This window comes from Streptomyces sp. NPDC005423, assembly GCF_040606415.1.
Taxonomy (GTDB): domain Bacteria; phylum Actinomycetota; class Actinomycetes; order Streptomycetales; family Streptomycetaceae; genus Streptomyces.
Genome location: NZ_JBEXET010000011.1, coordinates 87708 through 102986 on the forward strand (window position 1 = coordinate 87708; position 15279 = coordinate 102986).

Consider the following 15279-nt stretch of genomic DNA (forward strand, 5'->3'; position numbering starts at 1 on the left):
TCCGGTCGTCACGACGACCGAGGGGCGGCTCCACGTCGGTGGAGCCGCCCCTCGGTCGTCGTCCGCGAGGTGGACCCACGGGTCCGCCCCGGTTTCGGTCAGGTCAGCGCCCGTACCGCCTCCGGGGACGCCAACTCCGCGCGCCGCACGATGAGTTCGCGGCCGAGCAGCAGGGAGCGCCGGGAGGCGGGGACCGGGTCGGGGAGGGTGGTCAGGTCGGTGAGGTGGGCGAAGCCGATGACGCGGCGGACGATCTCCGCGCCGGCGAAGCCGAGGGACTCGGTCCAGACGCGGCGCAGGAAGCGGTCGAGGTAGGCGTCGTCGAAGAAGGTGTCGACGCGGGTCGGCCACAGCCGGCGGAACTGGGCCTCGAACGCCCGCCAGGAGAGGCCGAGTTGGTCGGCGTGGTCGGTCAGGGTGCCGAGCGCGCGGGCCCGTTCGGCGGAGACCAGCGTGTTGGCCCAGTAGAGGCCGAGGTCGAAGCCGATCGGCCCGGTGAAGGAGAACTCGGGGTCGAAGACCCGTACCACCGGGGTGCCTTCGCGCTCGCCGACCATGACGCTGCCGGTGTGCAGGTCGCCGTGGAGCAGGGCCTGGGCGCTGGTCATGAAGAGATGGCGGAGGTCGGCCACCTCGGTCCGCAGCCGTGTGTCCGCGCGGAGTTCGGCGGCGAGGTCGGACAGATCGGGGTGCCAGTGGTTGTGTTCGTGCTCGACGTACGGCTCGGAGAGGACCACGTCCTCCGTGATCTTGCACAGCTCCGGGCTCACCGACGCCGCGACCAGGGCCTTGCGGTCGGCGGACTCCATCCCGAAGTCGCTGGTCGCGAAGGCCAGTTGGGCGACGAACTCGCCGATGCGGACCGAGGTGTCCGGACCGTAGGAGGCGCCCTCGTTGAGGACTGTGCGCAGCACCTCCAGGTCGGACATGTCCTCCATGACGAGGGCGTGGTTCTCGCCGTCGTAGCCGTGGATCGCCGGGATCTTGTCGGGGGCGACCCGGGCGACCTGCTCGTACGCGCGGGCCTCCGCGTCGGCGCGCTCGGGGCTCATCGGCCAGGACGGGCCGGCCACCCGTACCCAGGGCAGCGCCTGCTTGACGGCGAGGCTTCGGGTGCCGTCAACGCTCGCGGCCAGGAACACCCGGTTCATGTTGCCGTCGGAGACCTCGCGGACCCGGATCTCGCCGGCGTCGTCCCAGTGTCCGCGCTCGCGCAGGTACGCGGGGATGGAGTCGGTCTCCAGGATGCGGTAACCCATCGGCTCTGAACTCCCTTATGCGGTACGGCGCTTGGACAGCGTGAAACTGAAGACCAGGGCGAGGATGAGGACCGCGCCCTCGACCACGTCCTGGGTGTAGTAGGGCAGGCCCTTGATGGTCAGACCGGTGGTGATGATGCCGATCAGCACGGCGCCCAGGGCCGTGCCCCAGACGTTGGGGCGGCCCCGGCCCAGCACCGAGGTGCCGACCAGTGCGACGGCCACCGCTTCGAGGAGCTGGCTGGTGCCGGCGCTGACGTCGCCCTGGCCGATCCGGGAGGCGAGGATCAGGCCGCCGACGGAGGCCAGGACGCCGGACAGGACGTAGGCGAGGGCCCGGTAGGCGCCGACGCGGATGCCGGCCAGCCGGGAGGCCTCTGGGTTGGCGCCGATGGCGTAGAGGACGCGGCCCCAGCGGGTGCGGGCGAGGAACACCCAGGCGACGACGGTCAGCGCGCCGAAGATCAGCACCGAGACGGGGATGCCGAGGACGGTGCCCCGGTCGATGCGCAGGAAGCCGTCGGTGAACCGGCCGGGCGCGGTGCTGCCGTCGGACTGGGTCATGCCGGCGGAGATGGACTGGCCGTCGACCAGGATGAGTTTGGTGCCCTGGATGACGAACATGGTGCCGAGCGTGGCGAGCATGTCCGGGATCTTCAGGACGACGATCAGCAGCGCGTTCAGCAGTCCGGCGAGCGCGCCCGCCGCGATCACCGCGAGGATCGCGACCGAGCCGACCTGGTTGTACGTCACCATCGTCTTGGCGGCGACGGTGACGCCGAGCCCGGCGACCGCGCCGACGGACATGTCCATTCCGCCGACGGCCATGGTGAGGGTGACGCCGAGGCCGAGGATCGCGGCGACGGAGACGTACCGCAGGGTGTCGAGGAGGGTCGCGGACTCGCGGAAGGACGGCTCGCTCAGCGCGAAGTACGCGAAGAGCGCGACGGTCACGAAGATGAAGCCGTACTTGATGACCGCGTTCTGGACGCGCGGGCCGAGGTCGGCGCCGGGGCGGGGGGCCGCCCCCTGGGTGGGGACCTCGGTGCTCTGGGTGGTGGTCATGGCGTACTTCCTGCCGTGGCGTCGGGCGGGGCGGGCGTCACACGGACGCCGAGATGGTCTGGATGACGCGGTCGCGCTCCGCGTCCTCGCCGTACGCGTCGAGGTGCACCTCGCCGGCCGCCAGGACGACGACCCGGTCGGCGACCTCCAGGACCTCGTCCACGTCGGCGGAGAGGACGAGGACGGCGGCGCCCTCGGTGGCCAGGGCGCGGGCGCGGCGGCCGATGTCGCGCCGGGCGCCGATGTCCACGCCTCGGAACGGTTCGTCCAGGATGAGGACACGGGGTGTCCGGGCGAGCCAGCGGCCCACGACCACCTTCTGCTGGTTGCCGCCGGAGAGCTCCTCGACCGTGCTGTGCTCGTCACGGGCGACGACACCGAGCGCCTCGATGGTGGAGCGGCCGAGGGCGTCCTCCTTGGCGGTGTTCACCAGCCCGGCCGTGGCAAGGGACGTGAGGAACGGCAGCGAGATGTTCTGGGCCACCGACCAGCCGGGGACCAGGGCGTCGGCGTGCCGGTCCTCGGGGACGAGGTGGACGCCGGCGCGGATCGCGTCGGCGGGGCGGCGCGGCCGGTACGGCTCGCCGTCCAGCTCGACCGCGCCGGTCGCGAACGGTTCGGCGCCGAACAGACCGCGCGCCAGCTCGGTCTTGCCGGCACCCACCAGGCCGACGAGGCCGGTGACTTCACCGGCGCGCAGGTCGAGGTCCAGGGGCGCGCGTCCCTCGAAGAGGCGGACGCCGCGCAGGGCGAGGACGGTCGGCCCGTGCTCGCCGGTGTGCTGCGGGCGGGCGCTCGTCGCCTCGTGGGCCTGGGCGAGCATCGCGCGCAGGGCGCTGTCCCAGTCGAACGGCTTGGCCTGGTCCTCGGTGAGACGGCCGTCCCGCAGGACGACCAGCCGGTCGGCGAGCGCGTCGATCTCGCCGAGGCGGTGGGAGACGTAGAGGACGGCGATGCCGTCGTCGCGCATCCGCTCGACGAGGGCGAAGAGCCGCCGCGCCTCGGCCGCGGAGAGCGCCGAGGTCGGTTCGTCGAGGACGAGCAGCCGCGGGCGGGTCGCCAGGGCACGGGCGAGGATGAGCAACTGACGGTCGGAGATGCCGAGTTCGGTGACGTCGCGACGGAGCACCGCGTCGCTCCAGTCGAGTCCGAGGGCGGCCTGGATCTCCCGGGCGCGGGCCAGCAGGCGGCGGCCGTTGAGGAGCGGGTTGCCGCGGCGCCGGGCCAGCTCCTCGAAGACCAGGTTCTCGGCGACGCTCAGGCCGGGCACGATGCCCTCGCCGATCCGCTGGTGGACCGTCTGGATGCCCAACTGCCGGGCGGCGAGCGGCGACTGGAGAGCGGCGGGCTCCCCCGCGACCCGCACCTCCCCGCCGTGGCCGGCGTGCACGCCCGAAAGGATCTTGATCAGCGTGGACTTGCCGGCGCCGTTCGCGCCGAGCAGCGCGACCACGCTGCCCGGGGCGATGTCGAGCGAGACGGAGGAGAGCACCGTCTTGCCGGCGAAGGCCATGCTGACGTCATGGAGACTGACGGCGGCGTCGACGGCCTTGTCAGTGGGCGACATTGGGGATCCAGTCCGCGGTGCTGACCTTGGAGAGGTTCAGCGCCGGCAGCGCCGTGCGCAGCTGGTCCATGTTCTCGATCTTGTTCTTGCGCAGGAAGTCCTGGGTGATGGCGACCGCCGGGAAGTCGACCGAGGTCTTGTTCAGCTGCCCGGCCAGCTCCAGGGCGGCCGTACGGACGACGGCGGCGCCGACCGCCGAGGGATCGGTACCGGCGGTGGCGACCCACGGGCTGTTCGCGGCGGTCATGTTCTGGATGTCGGCGTTGGAGACATCGGCGCCGAAGACCTTGACCTTGCTCTGGAGCTTCTTGTTCTGCACGGCGAGGACGGTGCCCTTGGCCAGTTCGTCGTAGGGCGCGAAGACGCCGGCGACGTCGGAGTGCTGGGTGAGCGCGGCGGAGACCAGCGGCACGTTGTCGGTGGCCGTGGAGTCGGTGACCTTGCCGACCTTGAACTGCTGCTTCCAGCCGTTGGTGTCGAGCGCGGACTTCCAGACGGAGTTGCGCTTGTCCAGGGCCGCGTAGCCGGCCACGTTGACGTAGCCGACCTTGGCGTTCTTGCCGACCGTCTTGGCCATCACGCCGAGCACGGCCCGCGCCATGCTGGCGTCGTCCTGCTCGGTGCTGACGACGGACTTGTTGGTCTGGTCGACGTCGTAGACGACGACCTTGATGCCCTTCTTCACCGCCTGGTCGATCTCGGGCTGGATCGTGGAGGGGAAGCCGTGGTCGATGATGATCGCCTGTGCGCCGGAGTTGATCGCCGAGGACAGGTCGGTGGCCTGCTTGGCGTTGTCGGCCTGGGCGTCGTACACGGTCAGGTCGACGCCGAGCGCCTTGGCCTGCGCCTTGGCGCCGTTGCCCCACTGCTCGAAGTAGTCGCCGGCACCGCTCTGCCGTACCAGGGCCACCTTGACCGTGCCCTTGCTGAAGGGGGCGGGCTTCTTGCCGGTGGCCGCCGAGGCCGAGGCGGCGGTGGTGTCGGTGCTCTTCGAGGCGTCCGTGGACTGGGAGCAGCCCGCCAGGAGGAGGGCGGAGGCGGAGGCGAGCGAGAGCGCGGCGAGCGGGACACGGGCACGGGACATGAGGGGCTCCAGGTACGGGGTACTGCCGAGAGGGTGAAGGACGGAGTCTTGGTCCGGAGCCGAGGGGCGGGAACGCGCCACTGTCCGCGGGGTGGACGGGTGCCGAACGCCCGGGAGAGCGGGGCGTGCCGGGGGCTCCGGGTGTGGTCAGCGACAGCTGGCTGTGGTCGACCGGAGCAAGTCCACGTACAGCCGCCGCACGAGCAGCAGCGTCTTCATACGCAGATCATGTGAATGATTTCAGCCATCGGTCAAAGGGATGGACACCAATTCTCAGCTGGTGAGACAACGACTACGTCACATCCGGGCGGCGCACGGCGGCGGTTACCATCACAAGACCGGCCGCCGACGCCCCGCCGCCGCCCTCCCCCTCCCCCCCTTGCCCTCCCACCGGTCCGTGGACCCGTCTCGGCATACGGACACGGACACCCCTCCCGACGTTCGGAGTTGCTCCCATGACGCTGCTGACCACCTGGTCCGAGTCCGGCCCCGAGACCCTCGTGCGCCGCACCGCCGACCCCGCCGAGATCGGCGCCGCGCTCGCTCCGCTGGGCGTGCGCTACGAGCGGTGGCCGGTCCGCAAGGACGTCCCGGCCGACGCCGACAGCGAGACCGTCTTCGCCGCCTACGGCCCGGAGATCGAGAAGCTGAACGCCGAGGAGGGGTTCACCACCGTCGACGTCCTCGGGCTGCACCCGAGCGACGACCCGGAGTACCCGCTCAGGGCGAAGGCCGCGCGGGAGAAGTTCCTCCAGGAGCACACGCACGACGACGATGACGAGGTCCGCTTCTTCGTCTCCGGGTCCGGCATCTTCTATCTGCACGTGAACGGCGAGGTGCACGCCGTCTACTGCGAGAAGGGCGACCTGCTGGGCGTCCCGCGCGGCACCACGCACTGGTTCGACATGGGTACCAGGCCCGCCTTCACGGCGATCCGCTTCTTCCACGAGGAGGACGGCTGGATCGGCAGCTTCACCGGCTCCCCGATCGCCGCCCGCTTCCCGGACTACGACACGATCGACGCGGGCTACCGGCGGGACAGGGCCACCGCGTGAGTCGGCGCTTCGACGTGGACGCCGTGGTGCTCGACATCGAGGGCACCACGAGCGCCACGGGTTTCGTCGTCGACGTCCTCTACCCGTACTCCCGCGCGCGGTTCGGGGCGCTCCTCACCGAGCGGAGCGACGATCCGACGGTGGCCCGCGCGATCGCGCAGATCCGCGAGGCGACCGGCGACCCGGACGCCGACGCCGTACGGATCGAGCGGACCCTCGGCGGCTGGCTCGACGAGGACGTCAAGGCCACCCCGCTCAAGACCCTCCAGGGCGTCATCTGGGCCGAGGGCTTCGCCCGCGGCGACCTGGTCTCGCACTTCTACGACGACGTCGTACCGGCCCTGCGCGCCTGGCACGCGGCGGGAGTGCGGCTCTACGTGTACTCGTCCGGGTCCGTCGCCGCGCAGCGGGCGTGGTTCGCCGCCACCCCGGAGGGCGATCTGCTGCCGCTCGTCTCCGGGCTCTACGACACCGAGAACGCGGGGCCCAAGCAGGAGCCGGAGTCGTACCGCCGGATCGCGGCGGCGACCGGATGCGAGCCGTCCCGGCTGCTCTTCCTCTCCGACCGGCCCGGCGAACTGGACGCGGCGACGGCGGCCGGCTGGCACGCCGTCGGCGTGGCGCGCCCCGGGGAGCCGTACTTCGAGCAGGGCGTCGGCGACCACCCCCGGGCGGGCACGTTCGACGAGATCAGCATCACCAGTTCAAGGAGGACCGCGTGACCGCCGAGACCACCGCACCCGACCTGGCGGCGGCGGGAGCCGTCCTCGCCGCCGAGTCCGCCAGGTTCGCCTCGTTCGGGTGGATGCGGGGCACCTCCGGGAACCTGTCCGTGGTGCTCTCCCGCTCCCCGCTGCGGCTGGCCGTGACGGCGAGCGGGCACGACAAGGGTGAACTGACCCCGGCGGACGTGGTGCTGGTGGACGGGAAGGGCGCCGCGGTGGGCGAGGGCCGGCCGTCCGCCGAGGCCGAACTGCACGCGCGCGTCGCCGCGTTGACCGGCGCGGGCGCCGTCGTCCACGTGCACACCGTGGCGTCGGTGGCGATGGGCCGGCGCGAGCCGGGCGGCATCGTCTTCCGGGACGTCGAGATGCTCAAGGGGGTCGGCCAGCCCGCGCACGACGTCGAGGTGACCCTGCCGGTGATCGCCAACAGCCAGGACATGAAGGTGCTCGGGGACCGGCTGGAGGCGGCGCGCGATCCCCGGATGCCGGCGGTCGTCGTGGCCGGGCACGGGCTGTACGTGTGGGGCGCGGATCCGCGCCAGGCCCGGCATCACACCGAAGTCGTCGAGTGGCTGCTGGAGTTGGAGCTGGCCCAGCGCTGAACCGGCCGGCGACGACGGAAGGGGACCCCGGGCCGGGCGGGCCGTCGGAGGTCCCCTTTTGTCGTTCCGGGGCGGCTACTTCAGCCGCTCGCCGGGGAGTTCGCCCGCCGACACCTCAAGGACGCCCCGTTCCGTCACCAGGCCCGTGACCAGGCGCCCCGGTGTCACGTCGAACGCCGGGTTGTGGCCGCGCGACGCGGCCGGCGCGGTGCGGACGCCGGACCACTCCAACACCTCGTCCCCGGCGCGCAGTTCGATGTGGATGTCGTCGCCGGTCGCGGTCGCGAGGTCCACCGTGGTGGTGGGCGCGGCCACCAGGAACGGGATGCCCGCGTACGCGCAGGCCAGGGCTATGCCCACCGTGCCGACCTTGTTGGCGGTGTCGCCGTTGGCCGCGATCCGGTCGGCGCCGACGATCGCCGCGTCGACCTCGCCGCGCAGGATCGTGCCGGCGGCGGCGGCGTCCGCCTGCACCAGGTGCGGGATGCCCTCCTGGACCAGCTCCCAGGCCGTCAGCCGCGCTCCCTGGAGCAGCGGGCGCGTCTCGTCGGCGTACACGGTCTCCACCAGGCCGCGCGTGTGCAGTTCGCGGACGACGCCGAGGGCGGTGCCCCAACCGGCGGTCGCCAGCGCGCCGGTGTTGCAGTGCGTCAAGAGCCTCAACGGCCGTCCGGCGCCCACCCTTTGCAGCAGCCAGTCGGCGCCGTGGACGCCCATCGCGCGGTTGGCGGCGACATCCTCGCGCTGGACGGCGACGGCCTCTTCGAGGACCGCGTCGAGTCCCTCGTCGAAGCGGGTCATCACCCGGTCCACGCAGACCATGAGGTTGACCGCGGTGGGGCGGGCCGCGCGGATCCGTGCGACGGCGGCGCGCACGTCACCGTCCGTCCAGCCCTCCCGCTCACCCTGGAGCAGGGCGAGCGCCACACCGTAGGCGCCGGCCGCCCCGATCGCGGGCGCGCCGCGCACCACGAGGCGCTGGATCGCGTCGACCAGGGTGTCCACATCCTGGACGTCGAGCGTGTCGGTGCGCTGCGGAAGCAGGGTCTGGTCGATGAGCGCGATGCCGCTCCCGGTCCAGTCGACGGCGCGCAGTTCCTGGGACATAACGGGAGACTCCTGGTGTTCCGGTGGTGCTCGCCACCGTACATGACCTGGCCGAACCAGCGTTCGAGAGCGTCGGGCAGGTGTCCGGGGACGGGGCTGCCGGTGGCGCTTGTCCAGCCTGGGATTCCTGCCCCGTTCAGCCCACTGAACCGCCATAATGTGGACCGAGACATCGGATGTCTGAAATGAGGGAGACCGGCGATGGCAGTCACCGACGAGGCGATCGAGAAGATCAAGGGAATGATCGTCTCCGGCGCGCTGCGCCCCGGCGACCGGTTGCCCAAGGAGAGCGAGCTGGCGGCCGAACTCGGACTCTCCCGCAACTCCCTGCGTGAGGCCGTCCGCGCGCTGTCGCTGATCCGCATCCTCGACGTACGCCAGGGCGACGGCACGTACGTCACCAGCCTGGACCCCCAACTCCTGCTGGAGGCGCTGAGTTTCGTCGTCGACTTCCACCGGGACGACACGGTCCTGGAGTTCCTCGCGGTGCGGCGCATCCTGGAGCCGGCCGCCACGGCGATGGCGGCCTCCCGGATCGACGAGCACCAACTGGACCTGCTGACCGCTCAGTTGGACGCGCTCGGCGGCGCCCCCTCGGTGGAGGAACTGGTCGCCTGCGACCTGGAGTTCCACCGGGGCATCGTGCGCGGCTCCGGCAACTCGGTGCTCTGCTCGCTCCTCGACGGCCTCTCCGGACCCACCACCCGGGCCCGGATCTGGCGCGGCCTGACCCAGGAGGACGCGGTCAGCCGCACCCTGCGCGAGCACCGGGCGATCCTGGGCGCCCTGCGCGACCGGGACGCGGAGGCGGCACGGTCGTGGGCGACGGTGCACATCGCGAGCGTGGAGCAGTGGCTGCGTTCGACCCTGTGACCGACGGGGAAGCGGCCCGCCGCCCCGTGACGGTGCGCGCCGGGGCGGGGCCGCACGGTGTCGCGATCTTGTGTGTTCGACCGCCCCGGACGGGGCAGGCATGGGTTCACTCCCCCGTTCGAGGGGGCTGCGGACGCCCCCGCCGGACGCCGTAAGGTTGGGACGTACGCGAGGGCGAATCGGAAGGAGGCGCTGGGTGATCGAGCTGGAGGGGGTTCCCGAGCTGATCGACCCAGTGATGGTGGCCGCGTTCGAGGGCTGGAACGACGCCGGCGACGCCGCCTCCACCGCGGTCGCGCACCTGGACAAGGAGTGGAAGGGCGAGGTGTTCGCAGCGCTGGACGCCGAGGACTACTACGACTTCCAGGTGAACCGGCCCACGGTGTGGATCGAGGCCGGGGTGCGGAAGATCACCTGGCCCACCACCCGTCTCTCGGTGGTCCGGGTCGGCGGCGACAAGCCGCGCGACCTCGTGCTCGTCCGCGGTATCGAACCGTCCATGCGCTGGCGCTCCTTCTGCAACGAACTGCTCGGCTTCGCGCACGAGCTGGGCGTGGAGCTGGTGGTCATCCTGGGCGCCCTGCTCGGCGACACCCCGCACACCCGCCCGGTCCCGATCAGCGGCACCACCTCCGACGCGGACCTCGCGCAGCGGATGGACCTGGAGGAGACCAAGTACGAGGGCCCCACCGGGATCGTCGGCATCCTCCAGGAGGCGTGCACGCACGCCGGCGTACCGGCCGTGTCGCTCTGGGCGGCGGTGCCGCACTACGTGTCGCAGCCGCCCAACCCGAAGGCCACCCTGGCGCTGCTGAACCGCCTGGAGGACCTGATCGACGTGCGGATCCCGCTGGGCGAGCTGCCCGAGGACGCGCGCGCCTGGCAGGTCGGCGTGGACCAGCTGGCGGCCGAGGACAGCGAGGTCGCCGAGTACGTCCAGACGCTGGAGGAGGCCCGGGACACCGCGGAGCTGCCGGAGGCGTCGGGCGAGGCGATCGCCCGCGAGTTCGAGCGGTACCTGCGCCGGCGCGACGGCGGCGGCAGCCCGCCCGGCGGCCACGCCACCGCGGACGGCAGCGACAGCTCGTCGTATCTGCGGGACAACCCCGGCGGCCGTACGAAGCCGCCGAAACCGCCCAAGGCGGAGACGGAGACCGAGAGCGGCCCCGACACCGACACGGGGACAGGTGGCCCGGACCCGGACGACGGGGAGTCGTCGGAGGGCTGAACGGCCGGGACGAGCGGTACGGGTAAGGGCGGTGCGCCGAAGCGCACCGCCCTTACCCGTCACCAGCCGGGACGCGCGACTAGAGCGCCACGCCCAGCAGCGCGTCCACCGCACGGGACACGATGCCGGGGGCGCCCTCGTCACCGCCGCCGTCCGCCTCCTGGCGGGCCGCCCAGCGGTCGACGGCGGCGAGCGCGGCCGGGGCGTCCAGGTCGTCGGCGAGGGCCGCGCGGATCTCCTCCACGAGCGCCTCGGCGGACGGGCCGTCGGGCCGGGAGACCGCCGCCCGCCAGCGGCCGAGCCGCGCCACCGCGTCCGCCAGGACCTGGTCGGTCCACTCCCAGTCGGAGCGGTAGTGGTGCGAGAGGAGCGCGAGCCGGATCGCGGCCGGGTCGACGCCGTCGCGCCGCAGGGCGGAGACGAAGACCAGGTTGCCCTTGGACTTCGACATCTTCTCGCCGTCCAGGCCGACCATGCCGGCGTGGACGTACGCCTTGGCCATGGGGAACTCGCCGGTCAGCACCTGGGCGTGCGAGGCGCCCATCTCGTGGTGCGGGAAAGCGAGGTCGGAGCCGCCGCCCTGCACGTCGAAGCCCATGCCGAGGTGGTCGAGGGCGATGGCCACGCACTCGATGTGCCAGCCGGGCCGGCCGCGGCCGAGCGAGCCGCCGTCCCAGCTCGGCTCGCCCTCCCGGGCGGCCATCCACAACATCGGGTCCAGCGGGTTCTTCTTGCCGGGCCGGTCCGGGTCGCCGCCACGCTCGGCGGAGAGCAGCCGCATCGCGGCCGTGTCCAGGCGCGACACCTCGCCGAAGTGGGGGTCGGACTCGACGGAGAAGTAGACGTCACCTTCGAGTTCGTAGGCGGCGCCCGCGTCCCGGAGACGCTCGACGAGCGGCACGATGCCGGGTATCGCCTCGACCGCGCCGATGTAGTGCTGCGGCGGCAGCATGCGCAGGGCGGTCATGTCCTCGCGGAAGAGGGTCGTCTCCCGGTCGGCGAGGGCCGCCCAGTCGAGGCCGTCCCGCTCGGCGCGCTCCAGCAGCGGATCGTCGACGTCCGTGACGTTCTGGACGTAGTGCACCTGCCGCTTGGTGTCGAGCCATACGCGCTGTACGAGGTCGAACGCGTTGTAGGTCGCCGCGTGACCCATGTGGGTCGCGTCGTACGGGGTGATGCCGCAGACGTAGATACGGGCGACCGGTCCGGGGTCCAGGGTCACGGGACCGCCGGTCGCGGTGGAGTGGAGCCGGAGGTCGCGGCCCTTGCCGGGCAGAGCGGGGACCTCGGAAGCGGGCCAGGCATACATGATGACGAGCCTAACCGGACGGTTGCTCCGTATACGAACCGGACCGGGCCGGATGGCCGACAAGGCACTCTTGCGTGATCTCGGCCACCGTGCTCTACACGGGCGGCCACGGGATCGCCGGCCACTCCCCGCTCGGCTCGGGATGCTTCCCCGAGGCGAGCAGGTCGTCGACGCGCGCGCGGGTGGCCTCGACCTCCGCGGCGGTGATCAGCGGGGACAGGGCCGCGGCCAGGGCGCCGCCGGCCGCCAGTCCCTCCCCGAGTCCCTGAAGCACCTCGACGGCCTCCGGGGTGAGCGGCTCCCCGGCCCAGCCCCACAGCAGGGTGCGCAGCTTGTTCTCGGTGTTGAAGGTCACTCCGTGATCGATGCCGTAGAGACGGCCGTCGTCGGTGGGCAGCAGGTGGCCGCCCTTGCGGTCGGCGTTGTTGATGACCGCGTCGAGGACGGCGAGCCGGCGCAGCCGTTCGTCGTCGGCGTGCACCAGGAGGGCCGTCTTCCCCTCACCCACATCGGCGAACCCGATGGCCTTCCAGCCGGCCGCCGGCTCCTCGGCGTCGACGAGCGCGAGGAGTTCGGCACCGGCGCTCGCCTCGATCCACAACTGGCACATGCCCTCGCCGTAGGGCCCCTCGCGCAGCACGGTGGGCGGCACCAGACCCCAGCCGGTGGCCCGGGAGACCTCGTACGCGGCGACCTCGCGCTGGGCGAGCGTCCCGTCCGGGAAGTCCCACAGGGGCCGCTCCCCCGCGACGGGTTTGTAGACGCAGGACAGCTCGCCGCCGTCGTGCGCGACCGTGCAGAAGAGCGCCGCGTTGGACGCGTCACGGATGCGTCCGCGGACCGTCAACTCGCCCTCGGCGAGCGCCCGCGGCAGGAGGTCGGCGGAGGTCACGCTCCGCGGCGGTATCCGTTCTGGCGCGGACATACGTGTCCTTCCGGGTCGAGCGGGAGGCTGCACAAGGGGCAGGGCGGGCGGCCCGCGTTGACGACGTCCAGGGCCCGCTTGGCGAAGGCGCGGGCCTGGGAGCCGGTGAGCCGGACCCGCAGCATCGGGGGTCCGTTCTCCTCGTCCTGGAGCAGCCGCTCCTCGGCCTCGGCGAGGTCCTCCTCGGACTCCGCGTCCAGCTCCACGAGAGCCTGCGCCTCGACGATCATGCGCTGCTCCTCGCCGTCCCAGGCGAGGGCCATGGTGCCGACGCGGAACTCCTCCTCGATGGGGGTGTTCAGCGGGCGGGTGTCGGAGATCTCGTTGGGGGTGACGGCGGGCACGGCCGCGTTGCCGCCGCTGCGCCGTACGACCTCGTCCAGAAGCTCGTCCATGCGCTCGGCGAGCGCGGCGACCTGGGTCTTCTCCAGGGCCACGCTGGTCACCCGGGGGCCGGACGTGGCCTGGAGGAAGAACGTACGGCGCCCGGGCAGTCCGACCGTGCCGGCCACGAAACGCTCCGGCGGGTCGTAGAGGAACACCTGACGGGACACGTCCTGTCTCCATGGGGAATCGTGGGGAATATCGTGAGATCGGCTTCGGGACCGGCCGAGCGCACCGGCCCGCGTCCGCCGCGGGCAAGTACGGCGCTACTGCGACCGCTTCACCCTACTGCGGCCGACGATCACGGTGCGCCCGCGCCGCCACCGACCGGGGCGTCCCCGGCGGGCGCTTCCTCGCGCGGGGCGAGGGAGGCGAAGTCACCGGTGTCCCCGAGCCGGACGAGAAAGGGCCGCAGACGGGTGTAACGGATCGCGGTGATGGAACACGGTTCTACGGAGATCCGCTGGAAGAGGTCGAGATGAAGTCCGAGTGCGTCGGCGACGAGCGACTTGATGATGTCGCCGTGCGAGCACATCAGGTAGACGGCGTCGGCGCCGTGATCGCGCTCCACGCGCGCGTTCCACTCCCGTACCGCCTCGGCGGCGCGGGTCTGCATGGCGCGCATCGACTCACCGCCGGGGAACGCGGCGGCCGTGGGGTGCGCCTGGACGACCTCCATCAGCGGCTCGTCCGAGAGTTCGGCGAGCTTGCGCCCGGACCAGTCGCCGTAGTCGCACTCCCCGATCCGCTCCTCGGTGTGCGGGCGGAGCGCGGGGCGGGCTTCGAGGAGGGGCCGTACGGTCTCCTCGCAGCGTTGCAGGGGACTGGTGACGACCTCGGCGAGGGGCAGTCCGGCGAGCCGGCCGGGCAGTGCGGCGGCCTGGGCCGTCCCGCGCTCGTCGAGGGCGACACCGGGCGTCCGGCCGGCGAGCAGTCCCGCCGTGTTGGCGGTGGAGCGTCCGTGCCGGACGAGGATCAACGTGGGCATGCCACCAAGGGTAGGCGCACCGGGAAACGCGGCTCCGGCCGCACGGAAGAGGACACGCACCGTGATCGTCGACTACGCCATCTACCGCGACGGGCGCCGCACGGAGGGGCCCGAGGACTTCTCCGACGCCCTGGCACTGTGCCGGCGGGGGACCGACGCCTTCGTCTGGATAGGGCTGTACGAGCCGACGGAGAAGGAGTTCGACCTGGTCGCGGAGGAGTTCGCGCTGCATCCGCTGGCCGTCGAGGACGCGTTGAAGGCGCATCAGCGGCCCAAGCTGGAGGTGTACGACGACTCGCTGTTCATGGTCCTCAAGCCGGTGGGGTACGAGACGAAGAGCGACGTCGTCTCCTCCGGCGAGGTCATGGTCTTCCTGGGCGACTCCTTCGTGGTGACCGTGCGGCACGGCGAGGAGGCGCCCCTGGCGGCCGTACGGCGCCGGCTGGAGGCGGACCACGACATGCTCCGGCAGGGGCCCACGACGGTGCTGTACGCGATCGCCGACACCGTGGTCGACCACTACGTGGATGTCGCCGGTGAACTCCAGACCGACCTGGAGGAGCTGGAGGCGGCGGTGTTCTCGCCGACCGGTGGCGGCTCACGGGACACGGCCTCGCGCATCTACGCCTTCAAACGGCAGATCCTGGAGTTCCGCCGGGCCACGGGTCCGCTGGCGCAGCCGGTGGGGCGGCTGTCGGGCATCGGTGCCTTCGGCGACCGGGTGCCGTTCGTGCAGGAGACCTCACGGCCGTTCTTCCGGGACGTCAACGACCACCTGACCCGGGTGAACGAGTCCGTGGAGGGCCTGGACCGGCTCGTCTCGGACATCCTGTCGGCGCACCTGGCTCAGACCAGCGTCCGGCAGAACGACGACATGCGGAAGATCTCCGGCTGGGCGGCGATGGCGGCGGTCCCCACCATGATCGCGGGGATCTACGGCATGAACTTCGACCACATGCCGGAGCTGCACTGGCAGTGGGGGTACCCGGCGGTGATCGCGGTGATGGCCGTCCTGGAGGTGCTGCTGTACCGGACGTTCAAGCGGCGCGGCTGGCTCTGACCGGAGCCCTCCCGGGCGGCTCCGCCGAAAGGATGACCCACCAGGTCG

At 72.0% G+C, this 15279-nt stretch carries 15 protein-coding genes; 6 read left to right on the plus strand and 9 right to left on the minus strand.

Translation table 11 applies throughout. From position 1 onward, the window contains the following. Positions 1-98: 98 nt before the first annotated feature. From mtnK to ABZT12_RS15030, 4 genes are read right to left on the minus strand one after another with little or no spacing between them, the layout of a single operon-like run. Positions 99-1259, minus strand: coding sequence for an S-methyl-5-thioribose kinase (mtnK, locus tag ABZT12_RS15015; RefSeq protein ID WP_356383036.1), 1161 nt, complete (start codon positions 1257-1259; stop codon positions 99-101). A 15-nt stretch (positions 1260-1274) separates the two neighbouring features. After that, on the minus strand, positions 1275-2324 hold the full coding sequence (locus ABZT12_RS15020) for an ABC transporter permease (RefSeq protein WP_356383039.1): 1050 nt from the start codon (positions 2322-2324) through the stop codon (positions 1275-1277). Between the two features lie 37 nt (positions 2325-2361). Beyond that, entirely contained in the window at positions 2362-3891 is a 1530-nt protein-coding gene (locus tag ABZT12_RS15025) for a sugar ABC transporter ATP-binding protein (protein ID WP_356383042.1), read from the minus strand. Next, entirely contained in the window at positions 3878-4975 is a 1098-nt protein-coding gene (locus ABZT12_RS15030; RefSeq protein WP_356383045.1) for a substrate-binding domain-containing protein, read from the minus strand. The genes ABZT12_RS15025 and ABZT12_RS15030 overlap by 14 nt, the downstream gene beginning before the upstream one ends. A 455-nt stretch (positions 4976-5430) precedes the next feature. On the opposite strand from ABZT12_RS15030, the gene ABZT12_RS15035 reads away from it, so the two are divergent. Genes ABZT12_RS15035 through mtnB form a run of 3 tightly spaced genes read left to right on the plus strand, consistent with a single transcriptional unit; the run spans position 5431 to position 7357 of the window. Beyond that, positions 5431-6030 (plus strand): cupin, encoded by a 600-nt coding sequence (locus ABZT12_RS15035; protein ID WP_356383048.1) that lies wholly within the window; start codon positions 5431-5433, stop codon positions 6028-6030. Beyond that, positions 6027-6752 (plus strand): acireductone synthase, encoded by a 726-nt coding sequence (gene mtnC, locus ABZT12_RS15040; RefSeq protein WP_356383051.1) that lies wholly within the window; start codon positions 6027-6029, stop codon positions 6750-6752. The genes ABZT12_RS15035 and mtnC overlap by 4 nt, the downstream gene beginning before the upstream one ends. Next, positions 6749-7357: a methylthioribulose 1-phosphate dehydratase gene (gene mtnB, locus ABZT12_RS15045; protein ID WP_356383054.1), complete on the plus strand. Its 609-nt coding sequence runs from the start codon at positions 6749-6751 to the stop codon at positions 7355-7357. Before mtnC ends, mtnB begins: the two co-directional genes overlap by 4 nt. Before the next feature lie 75 nt (positions 7358-7432). On the opposite strand, the gene mtnA is transcribed toward mtnB, so the two are convergent. Next, complete coding sequence (mtnA, locus tag ABZT12_RS15050; protein ID WP_356383057.1) at positions 7433-8464, minus strand: S-methyl-5-thioribose-1-phosphate isomerase; 1032 nt, start codon at positions 8462-8464, stop codon at positions 7433-7435. Positions 8465-8665: 201 nt separating this feature from the next. On the opposite strand from mtnA, the gene ABZT12_RS15055 reads away from it, so the two are divergent. Further along, positions 8666-9337: a FadR/GntR family transcriptional regulator gene (locus ABZT12_RS15055; protein ID WP_356383060.1), complete on the plus strand. Its 672-nt coding sequence runs from the start codon at positions 8666-8668 to the stop codon at positions 9335-9337. Positions 9338-9533: 196 nt separating this feature from the next. Beyond that, positions 9534-10565 (plus strand): PAC2 family protein, encoded by a 1032-nt coding sequence (locus ABZT12_RS15060; RefSeq protein ID WP_356383063.1) that lies wholly within the window; start codon positions 9534-9536, stop codon positions 10563-10565. 79 nt (positions 10566-10644) lie between these two features. Here the strand turns inward: ABZT12_RS15060 and mshC are convergent, their stop codons facing one another. From mshC to ABZT12_RS15080, 4 genes are all read right to left on the minus strand, one after another. Then, positions 10645-11874: a cysteine--1-D-myo-inosityl 2-amino-2-deoxy-alpha-D-glucopyranoside ligase gene (gene mshC, locus ABZT12_RS15065; protein ID WP_356383066.1), complete on the minus strand. Its 1230-nt coding sequence runs from the start codon at positions 11872-11874 to the stop codon at positions 10645-10647. Between the two features lie 94 nt (positions 11875-11968). Then, positions 11969-12799 (minus strand): SCO1664 family protein, encoded by an 831-nt coding sequence (locus ABZT12_RS15070; protein WP_356383069.1) that lies wholly within the window; start codon positions 12797-12799, stop codon positions 11969-11971. Continuing rightward, a complete protein-coding gene (locus ABZT12_RS15075) occupies positions 12763-13353 on the minus strand; it encodes a DUF3090 domain-containing protein (RefSeq protein ID WP_356383072.1) in 591 nt (196 codons plus the stop codon). Before ABZT12_RS15075 ends, ABZT12_RS15070 begins: the two co-directional genes overlap by 37 nt. A 131-nt stretch (positions 13354-13484) precedes the next feature. After that, on the minus strand, positions 13485-14171 hold the full coding sequence (locus tag ABZT12_RS15080) for a histidine phosphatase family protein (RefSeq protein WP_356383075.1): 687 nt from the start codon (positions 14169-14171) through the stop codon (positions 13485-13487). 61 nt (positions 14172-14232) lie between these two features. Here ABZT12_RS15080 and corA point away from each other — a divergent pair, with 61 nt between their 5' ends. Further along, entirely contained in the window at positions 14233-15231 is a 999-nt protein-coding gene (gene corA, locus ABZT12_RS15085; RefSeq protein WP_356383077.1) for a magnesium/cobalt transporter CorA, read from the plus strand. Positions 15232-15279 lie beyond the last annotated feature (48 nt).